19 protein-coding genes and 2 pseudogenes are annotated in these 18390 nt (G+C 66.7%); 12 read left to right on the top strand and 9 right to left on the bottom strand.

The window, feature by feature from the left end:
* A pseudogene (locus tag A5692_RS01435) lies at positions 1-178 on the bottom strand (acetaldehyde dehydrogenase (acetylating)); the annotation flags it as partial.
* Between A5692_RS01435 and A5692_RS28765 the strand changes: the two are divergent.
* The 6 genes and pseudogenes from A5692_RS28765 to A5692_RS01410 all read left to right on the top strand — a co-directional run.
* A pseudogene (locus tag A5692_RS28765) lies at positions 171-311 on the top strand (acetaldehyde dehydrogenase (acetylating)); the annotation flags it as partial. The pseudogenes A5692_RS01435 and A5692_RS28765 overlap by 8 nt on opposite strands.
* The gene (gene dmpG / locus A5692_RS01430) at positions 308-1369 is read left to right on the top strand and encodes a 4-hydroxy-2-oxovalerate aldolase (RefSeq protein WP_068051341.1); all 1062 of its coding nucleotides are present in this window, start codon (positions 308-310) and stop codon (positions 1367-1369) included. The pseudogene A5692_RS28765 and the gene dmpG, both read left to right, overlap by 4 nt.
* A gap of 53 nt (positions 1370-1422) precedes the next feature.
* Positions 1423-1734 carry a hypothetical protein gene (locus A5692_RS01425; RefSeq protein ID WP_068051339.1) on the top strand — a complete coding sequence of 104 codons (312 nt, stop codon included), beginning with the start codon at positions 1423-1425 and terminating at the stop codon, positions 1732-1734.
* A gap of 88 nt (positions 1735-1822) precedes the next feature.
* On the top strand, positions 1823-2950 hold the full coding sequence (locus A5692_RS01420; protein ID WP_068051337.1) for a hypothetical protein: 1128 nt from the start codon (positions 1823-1825) through the stop codon (positions 2948-2950).
* Positions 2947-3729, top strand: a complete 783-nt coding sequence (locus A5692_RS01415) for an SDR family oxidoreductase (protein ID WP_068051336.1) — start codon at positions 2947-2949, stop codon at positions 3727-3729. Before A5692_RS01420 ends, A5692_RS01415 begins: the two co-directional genes overlap by 4 nt.
* Positions 3729-4874, top strand: a complete 1146-nt coding sequence (locus A5692_RS01410) for a sulfotransferase (RefSeq protein WP_068051334.1) — start codon at positions 3729-3731, stop codon at positions 4872-4874. Before A5692_RS01415 ends, A5692_RS01410 begins: the two co-directional genes overlap by 1 nt.
* A gap of 4 nt (positions 4875-4878) precedes the next feature.
* Here A5692_RS01410 and A5692_RS01405 read toward each other — a convergent pair whose 3' ends face one another.
* The gene (locus tag A5692_RS01405) at positions 4879-5331 is read right to left on the bottom strand and encodes a hypothetical protein (RefSeq protein WP_068051332.1); all 453 of its coding nucleotides are present in this window, start codon (positions 5329-5331) and stop codon (positions 4879-4881) included.
* Between the two features lie 5 nt (positions 5332-5336).
* Positions 5337-6494, bottom strand: a complete 1158-nt coding sequence (locus A5692_RS01400; RefSeq protein ID WP_068051330.1) for a Rieske 2Fe-2S domain-containing protein — start codon at positions 6492-6494, stop codon at positions 5337-5339.
* A 126-nt stretch (positions 6495-6620) separates the two neighbouring features.
* Between A5692_RS01400 and A5692_RS01395 the strand changes: the two genes are divergently transcribed.
* Complete coding sequence (locus A5692_RS01395; protein ID WP_066955234.1) at positions 6621-7145, top strand: gamma carbonic anhydrase family protein; 525 nt, start codon at positions 6621-6623, stop codon at positions 7143-7145.
* Here A5692_RS01395 and A5692_RS01390 read toward each other — a convergent pair.
* From A5692_RS01390 to A5692_RS01375, 4 genes are all read right to left on the bottom strand, one after another.
* A complete protein-coding gene (locus A5692_RS01390; protein ID WP_068051328.1) occupies positions 7142-7549 on the bottom strand; it encodes a nuclear transport factor 2 family protein in 408 nt (135 codons plus the stop codon). The two genes, A5692_RS01395 and A5692_RS01390, sit on opposite strands and share 4 nt — an antisense overlap.
* Before the next feature lie 104 nt (positions 7550-7653).
* Positions 7654-8853, bottom strand: coding sequence for a thiolase domain-containing protein (locus A5692_RS01385; RefSeq protein ID WP_068051326.1), 1200 nt, complete (start codon positions 8851-8853; stop codon positions 7654-7656).
* Positions 8853-9917 carry a thiolase domain-containing protein gene (locus tag A5692_RS01380; protein WP_068051324.1) on the bottom strand — a complete coding sequence of 355 codons (1065 nt, stop codon included), beginning with the start codon at positions 9915-9917 and terminating at the stop codon, positions 8853-8855. The genes A5692_RS01385 and A5692_RS01380 overlap by 1 nt, the downstream gene beginning before the upstream one ends.
* A gap of 16 nt (positions 9918-9933) precedes the next feature.
* Positions 9934-10941 (bottom strand): Zn-ribbon domain-containing OB-fold protein, encoded by a 1008-nt coding sequence (locus A5692_RS01375; RefSeq protein ID WP_068051322.1) that lies wholly within the window; start codon positions 10939-10941, stop codon positions 9934-9936.
* Between the two features lie 64 nt (positions 10942-11005).
* Between A5692_RS01375 and A5692_RS01370 the strand changes: the two genes are divergently transcribed.
* From A5692_RS01370 to A5692_RS01360, 3 genes are all read left to right on the top strand, one after another.
* Positions 11006-12037 (top strand): LLM class F420-dependent oxidoreductase, encoded by a 1032-nt coding sequence (locus A5692_RS01370; RefSeq protein ID WP_068051321.1) that lies wholly within the window; start codon positions 11006-11008, stop codon positions 12035-12037.
* A gap of 96 nt (positions 12038-12133) precedes the next feature.
* Positions 12134-12850 (top strand): acetoacetate decarboxylase family protein, encoded by a 717-nt coding sequence (locus tag A5692_RS01365; RefSeq protein WP_068051319.1) that lies wholly within the window; start codon positions 12134-12136, stop codon positions 12848-12850.
* Between the two features lie 11 nt (positions 12851-12861).
* A complete protein-coding gene (locus A5692_RS01360; protein WP_197514313.1) occupies positions 12862-14052 on the top strand; it encodes a cytochrome P450 in 1191 nt (396 codons plus the stop codon).
* Positions 14053-14084: 32 nt separating this feature from the next.
* On the opposite strand, the gene A5692_RS01355 is transcribed toward A5692_RS01360, so the two are convergent.
* Positions 14085-14957 (bottom strand): endonuclease domain-containing protein, encoded by an 873-nt coding sequence (locus A5692_RS01355; protein WP_068051315.1) that lies wholly within the window; start codon positions 14955-14957, stop codon positions 14085-14087.
* 112 nt (positions 14958-15069) lie between these two features.
* Complete coding sequence (locus A5692_RS01350; protein WP_068051313.1) at positions 15070-15921, bottom strand: crotonase/enoyl-CoA hydratase family protein; 852 nt, start codon at positions 15919-15921, stop codon at positions 15070-15072.
* Positions 15922-15955: 34 nt separating this feature from the next.
* Here A5692_RS01350 and A5692_RS01345 point away from each other — a divergent pair, with 34 nt between their 5' ends.
* On the top strand, positions 15956-17596 hold the full coding sequence (locus A5692_RS01345; RefSeq protein ID WP_068051308.1) for an acyl-CoA synthetase: 1641 nt from the start codon (positions 15956-15958) through the stop codon (positions 17594-17596).
* Between the two features lie 9 nt (positions 17597-17605).
* Entirely contained in the window at positions 17606-18373 is a 768-nt protein-coding gene (locus A5692_RS01340) for a fructosamine kinase family protein (RefSeq protein ID WP_068051306.1), read from the top strand.
* Positions 18374-18390 lie beyond the last annotated feature (17 nt).

The raw sequence follows: 18390 nt of genomic DNA, 5'->3' as shown, positions 1-18390 counted from the left end.
CGGCGGTCATGATGTCCAGGTTGCCCGCATAGGGGGGCAGGTAATCGCCGGCGCCCTCGACCTCGACGAACGTGGTGACCACCGCCTGACCGCCGGAGTTGAGCGACGGCTCGTCGAACTGCGGCTCGTTGAGCAGCCGGTATCCGGGCACATAGGTCTGCACCTCGGCCACCACGTTCGTCGAGGTCGAGGGCGCCGGCGATTACCTGCCCCCCTATGCGGGCAACCTGGACATCATGACCGCCGCGGCGACCAAGGTCGGCGAGGAGATCGCCAAGGAAACGCTGTCGGTGGCAGGAGGCACACGATGAGCACGCAGGACATTTTCTTCAATCCGATGTGGGATGTGCGGCTGACCGACACGTCGCTGCGCGACGGGTCGCATCACAAGCGCCACCAGTTCACCAAAGACGAGGTGGGCGCGATCGTTGCCGCGCTGGACGCCGCGGGGGTGCCGGTCATCGAGGTCACCCACGGCGACGGGCTGGGCGGGTCGAGCTTTAACTACGGGTTCTCCAAGACCCCGGAGCAGGAGCTGATCAAGCTGGCCGCCCAGACCGCCACAGAGGCCAAGATCGCGTTTTTGATGCTGCCCGGGGTGGGCACCAAGGAGGACATCAAAGAGGCCCAGAACAACGGCGGGTCGATCTGCCGGATCGCCACCCATTGCACCGAGGCCGACGTGTCGATCCAGCATTTCGGGCTGGCCCGCGAACTCGGGCTGGAAACGGTCGGGTTCTTGATGATGTCCCACACGATCTCCCCGGAGAAACTGGCCGCCCAGGCCCGCATCATGGCCGACGCGGGCTGCCAATGCGTCTACGTGGTCGACTCGGCCGGGGCGCTGGTCCTCGAAGGGGTGCGCGACCGGGTGGCCGCGCTGGTCGCCGAACTCGGCGACGACGCCCAGGTGGGCTTCCACGGCCACGAAAACCTCGGCCTCGGCGTCGCGAACTCGGTGGAGGCGGTCCGCGCGGGCGCCAAGCAGATCGACGGCTCGTGCCGCCGGTTCGGGGCCGGGGCCGGCAACGCCCCCGTGGAGGCGCTCATCGGGGTGTTCGACAAGATCGGCGTCAAGACCGGCATCGACTTCTTCGACATCGCCGATGCCGCCGAAGAAGTCGTCGCCCCGGCCATGCCCGCCGAATGCCTGCTGGACCGCAACGCCCTGATCATGGGCTACTCCGGGGTCTACTCCAGCTTCCTCAAACACGCCATCCGCCAATCCGAACGCTACGGCGTACCCGCCCACCAACTGCTACACCGCGCCGGCCAACGCAAACTCATCGGCGGCCAAGAAGACCAACTCATCGACATCGCACTCGAAATCAAACGCGAGCAAGAAAGCGGCACGGCTGCCGCCAAGTAGCCGCCCTTGAAGCGCACAGGTGACGCAAAGGAACCGGGAGTAGCCTGGCGCGCATGAGCAAATCCAACACAGTCGGCGCCCGTCGCCGCGGGCTGTACGGCCTGCTCGCCGGGGGGCTACTAACCGTTACCGCCGCCGCGGTGATCGCGGTGCCTTTGGCGGGCACAGCCAGCGCGGCTCCGCAGTGCAATCAGACCGTCGGTAATTCGATCGACTCGTACCTGAAGCAGCATCCCGCGCTCCACCAGCAGCTGCAGGCCAAGTCACAGGCCGAGGGCGGCAACGGCAACGTCATGGACTACCTGAATCGGCATCCGGACGTCCGGCAGCACCTGATCGACCTGTCGCAGCAGTGCGCGCCCTAGTGAGTCGGCCTCGTCGGTGAACGCCGTGGCGGACGCGCGGGAACGTTCGCCATTGACGAAAAAGTAGAACACGTTCTAGCGTCTATGCGTGTTCTCTGATCCCCTCACCGCCGCGATCGCCGACGCCGAGAAGCTCGTCGCCGACGCGCCGTTCATCGAGACCGAAGCCGACCTGCTCGAAGGGCTGCAGTATCTGGCCGGCTGTATCTCGGCCTGCATACACCTCGCCGTCGATTACGACCGAGACCATCCGTTCCTGCAGTCGGGCACCGGGCCGTTCACCAAGATGGGCCTGGACAACCCCGACACCCTGTACTTCGGCACTCGCGTGCACGCCAACCACGAGTACGTCGTCACCGGCCGGCGCGGGACCACGACCGACCTGAGCTTCCAGTTGCTCGGCGGCGAGTACACCGACGACTTCGTGCCCGTCAGCCAGGCCGCGTTCGACGACCGGGAACTCGAGATCGCACCCGACGGCAGCTTCGAATGGCGGGTGACACCCACCAGCCCCGGGCAGTTGGTGATCCGCGAGGTCTACGGCGACTGGGCGGCGCAGCGCGGCACGCTGGCCATCGCGCGGACGGACACCGCGGGCACCGCGCCGCCGCCGTTGACTCGTGCGCTCATCGAAAAGCGGTACGCCACAGCGGGAAAGCAGCTCGTCCAGCGGGTGAAAACCTGGCTGCAATTCCCGCAATGGTTCTACCTCGACCTTCCGGTCAACACCCTGACGGCTCCGCGCCTGACCCCGGGCGGACTGGCCACCCAGTACTCGTCGGTCGGGCACTTCGACCTGCGACCGGATCAGGCGATGGTGATCACCATCCCGGTCTCCGACGCGCCCTACCTCGGCTTCCAGCTTGGCAGCCTGTGGTACATCTCGCTGGACTACATCAACCACCAGACCTCGCTGAACAACACTCAGGCGCAGGCGGATCCGGACGCCCATGTGCGCATCGTGGTCGCCGACCAGAACCCGGGCGTGACCAACTGGGTCGAGACCCTGAACCACCGGCGCGGCTTCCTGCAGTTCCGCTGGCAGCGCGTGTCGCGTGAGCTCTCCGAGGCCGACGGTCCCACCGTCGAGCTCGTCGACCTCGACAAGGTAGCCGCCGCGTTGCCGTACTTCGAACACAACAAGATCTCCGAGGACGACTGGCGCGCCCGAATTGCGCTGCGCCACCAACAAATTCAGGCAAGGATGCTGGGATGACGAAGCTGCTCGACGGCAAGGTAGTGGTGATCAGCGGCGTCGGCCCCGGTCTGGGCACGACGCTGGCGCACCGGTGCACTCGAGAAGGGGCCGACCTGGTGCTGGCCGCCCGCACCCCGGAGCGTCTCGACGACGTCGCCAAGCAGATCGCCGACCTCGGCGGCCGGGCGACGACGGTGCGCACCGACATCACCGAAGACGACCAGGTGAGCAACCTCGTAGACGCCACGATGGAGGCCTACGGCAAGGTCGACGTGCTGATCAACAACGCGTTCCGGGTGCCGTCGCTGAAACCATTCTCGGGTACCAGCTTTCAGCACATTCGCGACGCGATCGAACTCAGCGCGCTGGGCGCACTGCGGCTGATCCAGGGCTTCACGCCGGCGCTGGCCGAGTCGAAGGGCTCGATCGTCAACGTCAACTCCATGGTGCTCCGGCATTCGCAGGCGAAGTACGGCGCCTACAAGATGGCGAAGTCCGCGCTGCTGTCCATGTCGCATTCGCTGGCCACCGAACTGGGCGAGCATGGGATCCGCGTCAATTCCGTTGCACCCGGATATATCTGGGGCGAGACACTGCAGAGATACTTCAACCACCAGGCCGGCAAGTACGGCACCACGGCCGAGCAGATCTACGCCGCCACCGCGGCGAACTCCGACCTGAAGCGCCTGCCCACCGAGGACGAGGTGGCCTCGGCGATCCTTTTCCTGGCCAGCGACCTGTCCAGCGGCATCACCGGACAGACGCTCGACGTCAACTGCGGGGAGTACCACAACTGATGTCCGACCGCACCGATATCGGCACCGTCGACGAGCTGCACGCATCGGCCACCAAGGTAACGGGGCTCGACGACTTCGGGTCCAACGACGACAACTATCTCGAGGCACTGGAGGTGCTGCTGGACTCCTACCGGCGCGAAGCCGGCCTTACGGTGTTGGGCAGCAAGATGAACCGGTTCTTCCTGCGCGGTGCGCTGGTGGCCAGGCTGTTGTCCGAGTCGTCGTGGAAGCAGTACCCGCAGCACTCCGAGGTGGTGATCGAGCGCCCCATCTTCGTCACCGGCCTGGTGCGCACCGGGACGACCGCGCTGCACCGGCTGCTGGGTGCCGATCCCGCGCATCAGGGCCTGCACATGTGGCTGGCCGAGTTCCCGCAGCCGCGCCCGCCGCGCGAAACCTGGGAGTCGCATCCGCTCTATCGCCAACTCGACGCGCAGTTCAACCAGCACCACCAGGAGAACCCCGGCTACACCGGCCTGCATTTCATGGCGGCCTACGAGCTCGAGGAATGCTGGCAGTTGCTGCGGCAGTCGGTGCATTCGGTGTCCTACGAGACGCTGGCACACCTCCCCACTTACGCGCATTGGCTGTCCGAACAGGACTGGACGCCGTCGTATCGACGGCACCGCAAGAACCTCCAGCTGATCGGGCTCAATGACACCGAAAAGCGTTGGGTGCTGAAGAATCCCAGCCATCTGTTCGCGTTGGACGCCTTGATGGCGACCTATCCCGACGCGCTGGTGATTCAGACGCACCGGCCGGTCGAGACGATCATGGCGTCGATGTGCTCGCTGGCCCAGCACACCGCCGAGGGGTGGTCGACCACGTTCGACGGAGCCCAAATCGGTGCTGACGCAATGGACACCTGGTCGCGAGGGCTGGAGCGGTTCAACACCGCCCGCGCCAAGTACTCGCCGTCCCAGTTCTACGACGTCGACTACAAGGAACTGATCGCCGATCCGATCGGCACGGTGGCCGACATCTACCGGCATTTCGGTTTGACGCTGACCGACGACGCGCGCGCGGTGATGGAAAAGACGCACGCCGCCAGCCAGTCCGGCGAGCGCGCGCCGAAACACCGTTATTCGCTGGCGGATTACGGGCTGACCGTGGAAACGGTCAAGGAGCGGTTCGCCGGGCTGTAGAAGATCAGTCCTCTTCGGGCACCGGCTCGCCCAGATAGCCTTCGGCGACGGCATGCTCGATGCTGTCGCTCAATTTGGGGCATGAGCGGGTGCGTGCGGTATCGCCACCGGAGTTGCGCACCTCGGTGAAGTGCGCGCAGCGCTGCCACGCCTCGGTGTTCCATTGCACCGCGGTGTGACCCGGGCCGAGCCTGCGCACGGTGACCGTGACATGGCAGAACCGGCAGTCGACCGGCAGCAGCCCCGAGCTGAGGTAGCGCTCCCGGTCGGCTCGGCTGGCCTCGGCGACGGCCGCGGCGCGTTGCGGATCGTTACTGAAATCCCTTGACTTCGACCATGATCCAGAGCCGCCATCGCGGGCGGGCTTGTCCTCGTGATCGTGCCCGTCGCCGTGCAGCAACAACATCGACCGAGCGAGCCGATCGACGTCAGGAACTGCCGGCTGATCGTCGGGCATGGGCGTCAGTGCTGGTCCGCGGGAACGTCTTCGGTCTCTTTGGCCTTCAGGTTCTCTTCGACCTCGGCGTTCCAGTACTCGTTGGCGCGCGTGGTGTCCACTTCGATCTCGAAGCGTTCCACCATTTCCGGCTGGATGTCGGCGACATCGACATAGAACTGCTGATACCAGCGGCGCAGCTGATAGACGGCGCCGTCCTCTTCGACCAGCAGGGGGTTGTCGATGCGGGTCTTGTGCTTCCAGATCTCGACGTCCTGCAGGAACCCCTTGCTGACGCCTTCGGTGAACACCCGCGACAATTTGTCGGTCATCGCTTCGTCCATGCCCTTGGGCTTTTCGACGATGACTCCCCACTGCAGCACGAAGGAATTCTGCGTCACCGGGTAGTGGCAGTTGATCAGGATCGACTCGGCCTTGTAGCCCCCGTAGCTGTTGTGCAGCCAGTTGATCATGAACGACGGCCCGAAGTAGGACGCCTCCGAGTCCAAGTGCGCTTCGCCGTAGGAGGTGCCCAGGTCGTTGACGTCCGGCCGGCCCACGTTGTGCAGGTACTGCGACGCGATGTGACCCTCGAAAACGTTCTTGAAGTAGGTGGGCAGACCGAAATGGATGTAGAAGAAGTGCGCCATGTCGGTGACGTTGTCGATGATGTCGCGGCAGTTCGACCCCTCGATGAGGATGCGGTTCCACCGCCACTCGGTCCACTCGTCGCTATGCGCTTCCGGGATATCCGGAATCCGGACCGCGGGGTCCGGCGGATTCTGTTCGTGGTCGTGCCAGACGAAGAGCAGGCCGCCACGCACATCGGTCGTCCAGGAGCGGGTGCGCGCGGTCTTGGGCGTGCGCTTCGCGTACGGCACCAGCTTGCAGCGGCCGTCACCGCCCCAGCGCCAGTCGTGGAACGGGCAGGCCACCTCGTCGCCCTTGATGGTGCCCTCCGACAGGTCACCGCCCATGTGCCGGCAGTAGCCGTCCAGCACCTTCAGGTCCCCCTGAGAGTCGGCGAACACGACCAGCTTGGTGCCGAACGCCTCGACCGAGTGCGGCTTACCGTCCTGGAAGTCCTTCGCGACGCCCAGGCAGTGCCAGCCGCGCGCATACCTCGTCGGCAGCGCACCCGGGTCGATCTCCCGGATGCCGACCGCTTTGGTGTCGGTACTCACCTGTCACCTCCAAGTCGCGAGCCCTCTAACTAGAACACGTTACAGTTTTGCGGTAGGGGCGCGCAATGACGGCGAGTTTGGCTGGGCTTTCCCGACGAGCATGCGCGCTCGGGGTATATCTAGACGATGCCGCTGTTTGCTTTCGAGGGGCGGGCGCCGCGGGTCGATCCCACCGCGTTCGTGGCCCCCACCGCCACCCTGATCGGCGACGTTGTCGTCGAGGCCGGTGCCTCGGTGTGGTTCAACACCGTGCTGCGCGGCGATTACGGGCCCATTGTGGTGCGGGAGGGCGCCAACGTGCAGGACGGGTCGGTGTTGCACGCGCCGCCCGGCATCCCGGTCGACATCGGGCCGGGCGCCACAGTGGCGCACATGTGTTGCATCCACGGGGTGCACGTCGGGTCCGAGGCCCTGATCGCCAACCATGCCACCGTCCTCGACGGCGCGGTGATCGGTGCGCGCAGCCTGATCGCGGCCCACTCGCTGGTGACGGCCGGCACTCAGATCCCGGCCGGCATGCTGGCGGTAGGCGCGCCGGCGCAGATCAAGGGCCCGGTCGCCGGAACGGGCGCGGAGATGTGGGTCAAGGTGAATCCGCAGGCGTATCGCGAACTGGCGCAGCGGCACCTGGCCGGGCTCGAGCCGCTCTAGACCTTTCGGGCCGACGCGGCCGCGCGGTCCATTTCCCAGTACGCGCGCAGGGCGGTCAGTTTGCCGTCGTCGTCGGCCTTGTACGTGAAGACGCCTTCCGCGGTCACCTGGTAGTCACCATGGGTGATGAGGATGTGCCCGACGTTGGCTTCCTCATTGCCGCACTGATAGGTGTCGCGGAAGACGAATTCGATCCTCGTCGTGGGCGCGATGGCCTTGTCCCAGAACGCCGAGATCGCGTCGCGCCCGCGATGCCCCTTGCCTTCGGGGTCGAAGGCCGACGGCCCGATCGGGTCCTCCACGATGGCGTCGTCGGCGAACACCGCCAGCCACGAGTCTTTGTCCCTGGCGATGACCGCCTCGCGTGAGCGCCGGCCGGCCTCGTGCGCCGGGTGCTCAGCCATCGGCGCCGCTCTCCCCCGCAAGCGGGAGGTACCCGCACCTCATCGCTGCGTCCCCCTCGCCGCTTCGCGGCTGGGGGTGCCCCCACTGCATCGTCGCCGGCTGGTCACGCGCGGACTTCTTCCGGCGTGGGCTTGTCCGCGCCGACCACCCACATGGAGTAGTACTGCGAGCCGCCACCGTAGGCGTGCCCCAAGGCCTTGCGCGCGCCCCGCACCTGGTGATCGCCACCCTTGCCCATCACCTGAATGGCCGCCTCGGCGAACCGGATCAGGCCCGAGGCGCCGATCGGGTTCGACGACAACACACCGCCCGAGGGATTGACCGGCAGCCGCCCGCCGATCGCCGTTTCGCCGGCTTCGGTGAGCTTCCAGCCCTCGCCTTCGGGCGCAAAACCGAGGTTTTCCAACCACATCGGCTCGAACCACGAGAACGGCACGTAGATCTCGGCGGCGTCGATCTCGTCGATCGGGCTGGTGATCCCGGCCGCCTTCCACAGCGCGGCGGCCGCGTCCCGCCCGGCCTGCGGGCTGACCTGGTCGCGGCCGGCGAACTGCAGCGGCTCGGTGCGCAGCGCGGTCGCATGGATCCAGGCCACCGGTTGTCCTTGTGCCAGACGGGCTTCGGCCGCCTCTTCATTGCCGATCACGACCGCGGCGGCACCGTCGGACGACGGGCAGGTCTCGTCGTAGCGGATGGGGTCCCAAAGCATCGGCGACTGCATCACCTTCTCGACGGTGATGTCGGGCTGGTGGAGATGGGCCAGCGGATTGCGGGCCCCGTTGAGCCGATCCTTGACGGCCACGATGGCGCCGATGTTCAACGGTGCGCCCGAACGGCGGATGTATGACCGCACGTGTGGCGCGAAATACCCGCCCGCGCCGGCGCCGACCGGTTTGATGAAGGGGATCGGAATCGACAACGCCCACATGGCGTTTGACTCCGACTGCTTCTCCCAGGCCATCGCCAGCACGCGCCGGTACTTGCCGGACTGCACCAGGCTGGCGGCCACCACCCCGGTGGACCCGCCGACCGAACCCGCGGTGTGCACCCGGATCAGCGGCTTGCCGGTGGCCCCCATGGCATCCGCCATGAACAGCTCCGGCATCATGACGCCCTCGAAGAAGTCGGGCGCCTTGCCGACGACGACGGCGTCGATGTCGTCGAAGGTGGAGCCGGAGTCGGCCAGCGCACGGTCGATCGCCTCGCGCACCAGGCCGTTCATCGAGACGTCTTGCCGCTTCGCGACGTACTTCGTTTGTCCGGTACCGAGTACCGCGGCGAGGTTGGGGCCCGCACCGGCCATTAGTTCTTTCCTTCCATGACCGCGACCAGGTTCTGCTGCAACGCGGGCCCGCTGGTGGCGTGCGCGAGCACCCGCTCGGCTGACCCATTCCAGATATGTTGCGCCGCAAAGCCGATGCGCTCGAGGCCGGCGACGAACATGGGGTGGGCGGCCAGCGCGCCGCCCGACGGATTGACCTTGGTCGGCCCCGGTATCCGGATGGCGTCGGCGATGATCAGGTGCTGGTGGGTGAAGGGCGCGCAGATCTCCGCGACGTCGAGCTTGTCGGTCCTGCCGCCCGTGGCCGCCTGAGCCGCCGCCCTGGTTGAGGCCGATTCGGTGAGGTCACGCGCGCCCAGCGACGGGGTTTCGATGCGGTGCTCGATTCCCGTAATCCAGGCGGGGTTTTCGCGAAGCTCTTTCGCCCGCTCGCCGGCCGCCAGCACGATGGCGGCGGCGCCGTCGGTGATCGGCGCGATGTCGTGGCGCCTCAGCGGCTCGGCGAAGAACGGCCTTTCGAGCAACTCCGCGACGCTGATCGAGCCCTCCACGTTGTCGACCCGGCGGGCATTTGCGAAGGAATCAAAGGCGACACGCGCCATCTGCTCTTCGGTCCACTTGCCGGTGTCGAGCCCGATTCGGGCTTGCAGGCCCGCGATCGACACCGAGTCCGGCCACAGCGGCGCCACGGTGTACGGGTCGGTCTGCCGCGACAGGATCTGCCGCAGAATCCCGGCCGAAGATTTCCCGAAGCCGTACACCAGTGCGGTGTCGACCTCACCGGTCAGCAGCTTGATGTAGGCCTCGTAGAGGGCCCAGGCCGCGTCCATCTCGACGTGCGATTCGTTGATCGGCGGGATGGCGCCGATCGAGTCGATCGCCGAGATGAACGAAAACGCCCGCCCGGCAAGGTAGTCCGACGATCCCGAGCACCAGAAGCCGATGTCGGCCTTGGTGATTCCGAGGTCTTCGTAGAGTTGGGCGAAGCACGGCATCAACATCTCGACGCCATTGGTGGTGCCGTCGGTGCGGCGGACGTGTGGGGCGTGGGCGAAGCCGACGACCGCAACGTTGCGAGCGCTCATTTGATAGGTAGGCCCTTTACAGGTGGTGCTTGTAGGTGTCGTAGTCGGCGTCGGGTTCCCCGGTCGGCCGGAAGTACTCGATGTTGTCGATGCCAAAGCCCCACTCCTCGCGGGGTTTCCACACCGCCTCCACGCGCATGCCCATCCGCACTTCGTGCGCGTCGATATCCGCGACCAGATGTAGGAACGGGATGTCCGCTCCGTCGAGCAGCACGTAGGCCGCCACGTACGGCGGCTTGATGCGCTGGCCCTGGAACGGGATGTTGATGATCGCGAACGTCGTCACGGTGCCCTTGTCCGGCAACTCGACGAATTCGGTGGTGGGTTGGCCGGTGGCCGGGTCCGCGCCGTGGGGCGGGAAGTAAACCTTGCCCTCTTCGCCGTTGGCGCCTCTGGTCCGCGCGCCCAGCAGCTTGCCCTGCGCGATGGCGCGCAGGTAGGCGCTTTCCTCGTGCGACGCCGTGTGCTGAATCGTCAGCGAGATCGGCGTGACGATCATGGTCACCGGGTCTTGTTCTCCCGCAGCCTGTTCGGACACGGGTTCGGTTTCCTCGCCGAGGGCGAAGTACGCGATGTCGGTGATGGCGCCCACCGGCTCGTCGACCCAGTGCACGTGCACCCGCGAACCGGTCTTGATGGCCTTGGGCTCACCCGCATCGACGGCGTGCATCAGCGGGGTGTCCGCGCCGTCGAGCTTGATCAGCGCCCAGGCGAACGGGCGGTCCAGAGGCTGGCCCGCCAACGGCTCCGGTTGCCATGTCCAGGACACGACGGTGCCGACGCTGGACACCGGTACCATCTCGCCCAGCGGCTCATAGGTAACCGGGTCGTATTCCGCCGGTGGCACGTGCACCCGGCCATCGGATCCGCGCACCCCGAGGATGTGGCGTTCACGCAGTGCGGTGAAGAACTTGCTTAGCGTGGGGCCGACCGAACGGGTGTAGTCGAAAGACAACGTCAGTGGCGCGGAGAGCGGTGGCTCAGGGTGATCCGTCAAGGTCGGGCTGCTCGAGCTGGCTGTCACGCCATCGAGTAGAACAGGTTCTAAGAACGGTTTCAACATCGGGTCGCCGGAAGGGTCAATGACTATGAAGCTGGGGTTGCAGCTCGGGTATTGGGGCGCTCAGCCGCCGGAGAATCACGCGGAGCTCGTCGCTGCGGCCGAGGACGCCGCGTTCGACGCGGTCTTCACCGCCGAGGCGTGGGGTTCGGACGCGTACACGCCGCTGGCGTGGCTGGGTGCGTCGACGCGCCGGCTCCGCCTGGGCACTTCGGTGATCCAGCTGTCCGCGCGCACCCCGACCGCAACCGCGATGGCCGCGCTCACGCTCGACCACCTGTCCGGGGGTCGGCACATCCTCGGGCTCGGAGTCTCCGGCCCGCAGGTGGTGGAGGGCTGGTACGGGCGCCCGTTCCCCAAACCGCTGGCCCGCACCCGTGAGTACATCGACATCATGCGGCAGGTGTGGGCCCGGGAAAATCCGGTGACCAGCGACGGGCCGCACTACCCGCTGCCGCTGACCGGGGAGGGGACGACCGGCCTGGGCAAGGCGCTCAAGCCCATCACCCACCCGTTGCGCGCCGACATCCCGATCATGCTGGGCGCCGAGGGGCCGAAGAACGTGGCGCTGGCCGCCGAGATCTGCGACGGCTGGCTGCCCATCTTCTACACGCCGCGGATGGCCGACACCTACAACGAATGGCTCGACGAGGGGTTCGCACGGCCCGGTGCGCGGCGCAGCCGCGAGGACTTCGAGATCTGCGCGACCGCGAACATCGTCATCACCGACGACCGCGCCGGCGCGTTCGCGGCCATGAAGCCCTACCTGGCCCTCTACATGGGCGGCATGGGCGCCGAGGACACCAACTTCCACGCCGACGTGTACCGCCGGATGGGCTACGCCGAGGTGGTCGACGACGTGACCAAGCTGTTCCGCAGCAACCAGAAGGACAAGGCCGCCTCGATCATCCCCGACGAGGTCGTCGACGACGCCGCGATCGTCGGCGACATCAACTACGTCCGTGAGCAGGTCAAGGTCTGGGAAGCCGCCGGCGTGACCATGATGGTGGTCAACGGACGCAACGAGGCGCAGATCAGGGAGCTCGCCACGCTGGTCTAGCCGATCCTTGCCAGAGGATTAGAACGCGTTCTAGTGTGGCGATCGCAAGCGCGGCGAAGCCGGGCACAGCGGGTCGCCACGAGAACAGGAGACCGGATGACAGCCTCGCAGCACACCATCGCGGGCACGGTACTCACGATGCCGGTGAAGATCCGCCAGGCAAATCAGCACATGGCGATGTTCTCCGTCGACGCCGACGCGGCGCAGCAGATGATCGACTACAGCGGCCTGCGGGTCTGCCGCTACCTTCCCGGCCGCGCGATCGTGGTCCTGATGCTGATGCACTACCTCGACGGGGACCTGGGCCAGTATCACGAGTTCGGCACCAGCGTGATGGTCAACCCACCCGGTTCGAAGGCGAGCGGGCCGCGTGCCCTGCAGTCGGCCGGCGCCTTCATCCACCACCTTCCCGTCGACCAGGCGTTCACCCTGGAAGCGGGGACCAAGATCTGGGGCTACCCGAAGGTGATGGGCGAGTTCACCGTCTCCGAAGGCCGCCGGTTCGGCTTCGACCTCAGCATCGACGGCCAATCGGTGATCGGCATGGAGTTTCGCCGCGGCCTGCCGTTCCGGCTCACCCCGCGCCGGCAATCCCAGCGCACCTACTCCCACCGCGACGGAATCACCCGCGAAACCGCCTTCGAACACACTCTGGACGGCGTGCGCACCCGATTCGGCGGCGTGAGTGTCCGACTCGGTGACCATCCGTACTCGAAAGAGCTTGCGGCGCTGGGTCTTCCAAAGCATGCCTTGATGGCCAGCTCTGTCGACCACGTACAAATGTCCTTCGGTGATGCCCAGGAGATCTCATGACCGCCAGCGAGTTGAAGACCAAACCCGACGTCGACCTCACCGACGGGACTTTCTACGCCGGTGACTCCCGGCCCGTCTACAAGTGGATGCGCGAGAACGAGCCGGTCTTTCGGGATCGCAACGGATTAGCCGCGGCCTCGACGTATCAGGCGGTGATCGGCGCCGAGCGCAACCCCGAGCTGTTCTCCAACGCCGGCGGCATACGCCCCGACCAACCGGGCGTCGAGATGATGATCGAGATGGACGATCCGCAACACCTGTTGCGCCGCAAGCTCGTCAACTCCGGCTTCACCCGCAAGCGCGTGAAGGACCTGGAATCCAAGATCTTTGCGCTGTGCGACACGCTGATCGACGCGGTGTGCGAACGCGGCGAGTGTGACTTCGTCTGGGACCTGGCGGCGCCACTGCCGATGGCCGTCATCGGTGACATGCTCGGCGTGCGGCCCGAAGAACGCACGATGTTCCTCAAGTGGTCCGACGACCTGGTCGGCGCGTTGAGCAGCACCGCGGCCGAAGCGGACGTCCAGGTCACCATGGACGCCTTCGCGGCCTACAGCCAATACATGATGGGAATGATCGAGGCCCGCAAGGCCGAACCGACCGACGACCTGGTCAGCGTTCTGGTGCACGCGGAGGTGGAGGGCTCACGGCTCGAGGACCACCAGATCGTCACCGAGGTCCTGCTCCTGCTGATCGGCGGGGACGAGACCACCCGGCACACGCTGTCCGGCGGGACGCGCCAGCTGCTGCTGCACCCCGGCCAGCACCGGCGCCTGGCGGCCGATCTGAGCCTGCTGCCCAACGCGATCGAAGAGATGCTCCGCTGGACCGCGCCGGTGAAGAACATGGCACGCACGATCACGGCCGACGCCGAATTCCACGGCACCCAGCTGCACCAGGGCGAGAAGATGATCCTGCTGTTCGAGTCGGCCAACTTCGACGAGAAGGTCTTCGACGACCCGGAGACCTTCAACATCGAGCGCTACCCGAACAACCACCTGGCCTTCGGGTTCGGGACGCACTTCTGCCTCGGCAACCAGCTCGCCCGGCTGGAGCTGTCGATCATGCAGACGCGCCTGCTGCAACGGCTGCCCGACATGCGGCTGGCCTCCGGCGCCGACCTGCCCCTGCGGCCGGCCAACTTCGTGTCCGGCCTGGAGAAGATGCCGGTGGCGTTCACGCCGAGCGCGCCGCTGGGGTGAGCCCACCGCTGGCTCTTGCGCCGAGCGTGCGTTCAGCGCGACTTTTCGATGAGATTTCCGCGCTGAGTACACGCTCGCCGTTGCCATGCGGTGGTCACCCTTGCGATGATCCCGCCCGGGGTGTCTGCGGCGGTCACGCGAACGACAGTCCACCCCAACTCCACGAGCGACTCTGCGCGACGGATGTCCTTGTTGAACTGTCTTCTATCCGTTCGATGTTGGTCGCCTTCGTACTCGACGGCCAGTTTGATGTCCTCCCAGCCCATATCGAGGCAAGCGATCAGGGCGCCGTATTCGTGAACCGCGATTTGCGTTTGTGGTGGGGGAAAACCCGCGCGTATCAACAACAGTCTCAGCCACGTCTCGCGCGGGGACTCGGCGCCGGGATCGGCCAGCGACAGTGCGATGCGTGCCCGCCGGATGCCGCGGCGGCCCGGGTAACGATCAGCGATCATCTCGGCGTCGGAGACCTTGAGTTCTGTCGCGCGAGCGAGCGCGTCGATGGCCGCGACGGCCGCATCGACCTGATAGCGGCACGCGAGGTCTAGTGCCGTCCGGGCCGGCGTTGTCGCGGGGATCCCGGAGATCAGTTCTATCTCGTCCTCGGCCACGCGATCTGACCAGGTCCGGATGGCGCTCGGTGGCCGACGGTAGTCGTAGAGCAATTCGGCCGGGGCGTGATCGTCGACCCACTTGGCCCCGTGCAGTACTGATGCCGAGCGGCCGGCGACGACGGCCCGTCGCCGCGACCACAGCCAGGCCGCGTGCGCACGGCCGCGCGCGGTCAGCTCGGCGCCCGTCGCGATGTAGACGTCGGGATGAACGGGCACGAACCGGCTGCGCAATGCATAGGGCGTCAGACGGCCGGACGCGACGGCCTCGCTACCGATGAATGGCACCTCCATGGCAGGAGTGTGCCGGCGCGGTCTGACAGCGGGACCGAACGTGTACTCAGCGCGAAAAAGCGGCCGAAAATTCGCAGTGAGCGCACGCTCGGCGAAGAGGGCAGGGGAGGTATCAGCGGTTCTGGAAGTTGGGCTTGCGCTTCTCGGCGAACGCCCGCGGGCCTTCCTTGGCGTCGTCGGACAGGAACACCTTGATGCCGATCTGGGTGTCGATCTTGAACGCCTCGTTCTCGTGCATGCCCTCGGTCTCGCGGATCGCCCGCAGGATGGCCTGCACGGCCAGCGGGCCGTTGTTCTCGATGACCTCGGCGATCTCGAGCGCCTTGGCGAGCGCCTGCCCGTCGGGCACCACATGCCCGATCAGCCCCATCTCCTTGGCCTCGGCGGCGGTGATGTGGCGCCCCGTCAGCAGCAGGTCACACGCGACCGTGTAGGGGATCTGCCGCACCAGCCGCACGGCCGACCCGCCCATCGGGTACAGGCTCCACTTGGCCTCCGAGATGCCGAACTTGGCGCTTTCACCGGCGACCCGGATGTCGGTGCCCTGCAGGATCTCGGTGCCGCCGGCGATCGCGGGCCCCTCGACGGCCGCGATGAGCGGCTTGGTCAGCCGGCGGCCCTTGAGCAAAGCGTCGATTCGCGACGGGTCGTAGCTGCCGTCCTTGAACGACTCACCGGGCGGCTTCTTGGTTGCCGCCTTCAGGTCCATGCCGGCGCAGAAGTAGCCTCCGGCGCCGGTCAGGATGCAGCAGCGGATGTCCGGATCGTTGTCGACGCGGTCCCAGGCCTGCACCATGATTTCCATCATTTCGGTGCTCAGGGCGTTGCGGGCATGCGGCCGGTTCAACGTGACGATGAGGGTGTGACCCCGCTGTTCCACCAGTGCGTCTGCTTCGGAGGGGCCGGACTGCTCGTTTGCTGGGGCCGGTGCCACGGCTACCGCCTTTCGGTCGACGAGGGGCATGAGCTTGTCAAGAAATGTAACACGTTCTAATTTGGTGGCCGTGGCCCTGAATATTGCCGATCTCGCAGAGCACGCCATCGACGCTGTGCCGGACCGTGTCGCCCTGATCTGCGGCGACGAGAAGCTGACCTACGCCCAGCTGGAGGAGAAGGCCAACCGCCTGGCCCACTACCTGATCGACCAGGGGGTGAAAAAGGACGACAAGGTCGGGCTGTACTGCCGCAACCGCATCGAGATCGTCATCGCGATGCTCGGCATCGTCAAGGCGGGCGCCATTCTGGTGAACGTCAACTACCGCTACGTCGAGGGCGAACTCCGCTACCTGTTCGACAACTCCGACATGGTCGCCCTGGTCCACGAACGCCAGTACTCCGACCGGGTGGCCAACGTGCTGCCGGACACTCCCAACGTCAAGACGATCCTGGTCATCGAGGACGGCTCCGACAACGACTACCAGCGCTACGGCGGCGTCGAGTTCTACTCGGCGATCGCTCAGGGCTCGCCCGATCGCGACTTCGGCGAGCGCAGCGAGGACGACATCTACCTGCTCTACACGGGCGGCACCACCGGCTTCCCGAAGGGCGTGATGTGGCGCCACGAGGACATCTACCGGGTGCTCTTCGGCGGAACGGACTTCGCCACGGGGCAATTCGTCGAAGACGAGTACGACCTGGCCAAGGCCGCCGCGGCCAACCCGCCGATGGTCCGCTATCCGATCCCGCCGATGATCCACGGCGCCACCCAGTCGGCCACCTGGATGTCGATCTTCTCGGGCCAAACCACCGTGCTCGCACCGGAATTCAACGCCGAAGAGGTATGGCGCACCATCCACGAGCACAAGGTGAACCTACTGTTCTTCACCGGTGACGCGATGGCGCGCCCGCTGCTCGACGCGCTGGACACGGAGCACGAATACGACCTGTCGTCGCTGTTCCTGCTCGCCAGCACGGCCGCGCTGTTCTCGCCGAGCATCAAGGAAAAGCTCCTCGAGCTGCTGCCCAACCGGGTCATCACCGATTCCATCGGCTCCTCGGAGACCGGATTCGGCGGCACCAGCATCGTCGCGAAGGACGCACCGCACGCCGGCGGCCCGCGAGTGACCATCGACCACCGCACCGTCGTGCTCGACGAGGAGGGCAACGAGGTCAAGCCCGGCTCCGGGGTGCGCGGCTTCATCGCCAAGAAGGGCAACATCCCGGTCGGCTATTACAAGGACGAGAAGAAGACCGCCGAAACGTTCAAGACCATCAACGGGGTGCGCTACGCGATTCCCGGCGACTGGGCGCTCGTCGAGGAGGACGGCACCGTGACGATGCTGGGCCGCGGCTCGGTGTCGATCAACAGCGGCGGTGAGAAGATCTACCCCGAAGAGGTCGAGGCGGCGCTCAAGGGCCACCCCGACGTCTTCGACGCCCTGGTGGTCGGCGTGCCCGACCCCCGCTACGGGCAGCACGTCGCCGCCGTCGTCGCACCCCGGCCCGGGGCGCGCCCGACGCTGGCGGCGCTCGACCGCTTCGTGCGCTCCGAGATCGCGGGATACAAAGTGCCGCGCAGCCTTTGGCTGGTCGAAGAGGTGAAGCGCTCGCCGGCGGGCAAACCGGACTACCGCTGGGCGAAGGAGCAGACCGAGGCGCGACCGGCCGACGACGTGCACGCCGCTCACTTGTCCGCCTGACCGCGGTCATTGGCCGACTTCGTCAAACAGCACCCCGCCGCGCCCAGCGGCTACTTCGCGTGGGAAGCCGCCGGATTGCGATGGCTGGGCAGCGTCGCCGGCGGCGTGCCGTGCGCGCGGGTTGTTTCCGTCGACGCGACGAGCCTGACGCTGGGGCGCCTCGAGTCGGCGCCACCCACCCGCGAGGCGGCGCACGCGTTCGGCGGCCGGCTCGCCGTGACCCACGACGCCGGTGCCTCTGCGTTCGGCGCCGGTCCCGACGAATGGGAGGGGCCGGGTTTCTTCGGGCCGCTGTCGCAGCCGCTGCCGATGTCGCTGCGACGGCACGGCCGCTGGGGTGAGTTCTACGCCGAGGAGCGGCTGGCTCCGATGGCCGACCGCGCGGCGGAGCGCCTCGACGCCGCCACCCGCGGCGCGGTGGATTCCGTCGTCGCGCGATGCCGGGCGGGCGACTTCGACGACGATGACCCGCCCGCGCGGCTGCACGGCGATCTGTGGAGCGGCAACGTGATGTGGACACCCGACGGGGTGGTGCTGATCGACCCGGCCGCGCACGCCGGTCATCGCGAGACCGACCTGGCGATGCTCGCGTTGTTCGGCTGCCCGCACTACGACTCCGTCGTCGACGGGTATCAGCGGGTGCGGCCGCTGAAACCGGGCTGGCGCAACCGGATCGGGTTGCATCAACTCTTCCCGCTGCTGGCGCACGTCGTGCTGTTCGGCGGCGGGTACGCGCAGCAGACGCACGCTGCGGCCCGCGCGGCACTGGCCGCGTAACGCCCGTCTACTGTTGG

It is taken from the genome of Mycobacterium sp. E342, assembly GCF_001667665.1.
Classification (GTDB): domain Bacteria; phylum Actinomycetota; class Actinomycetes; order Mycobacteriales; family Mycobacteriaceae; genus Mycobacterium.
This window is presented reverse-complemented; position numbering and strand designations above follow the sequence as displayed.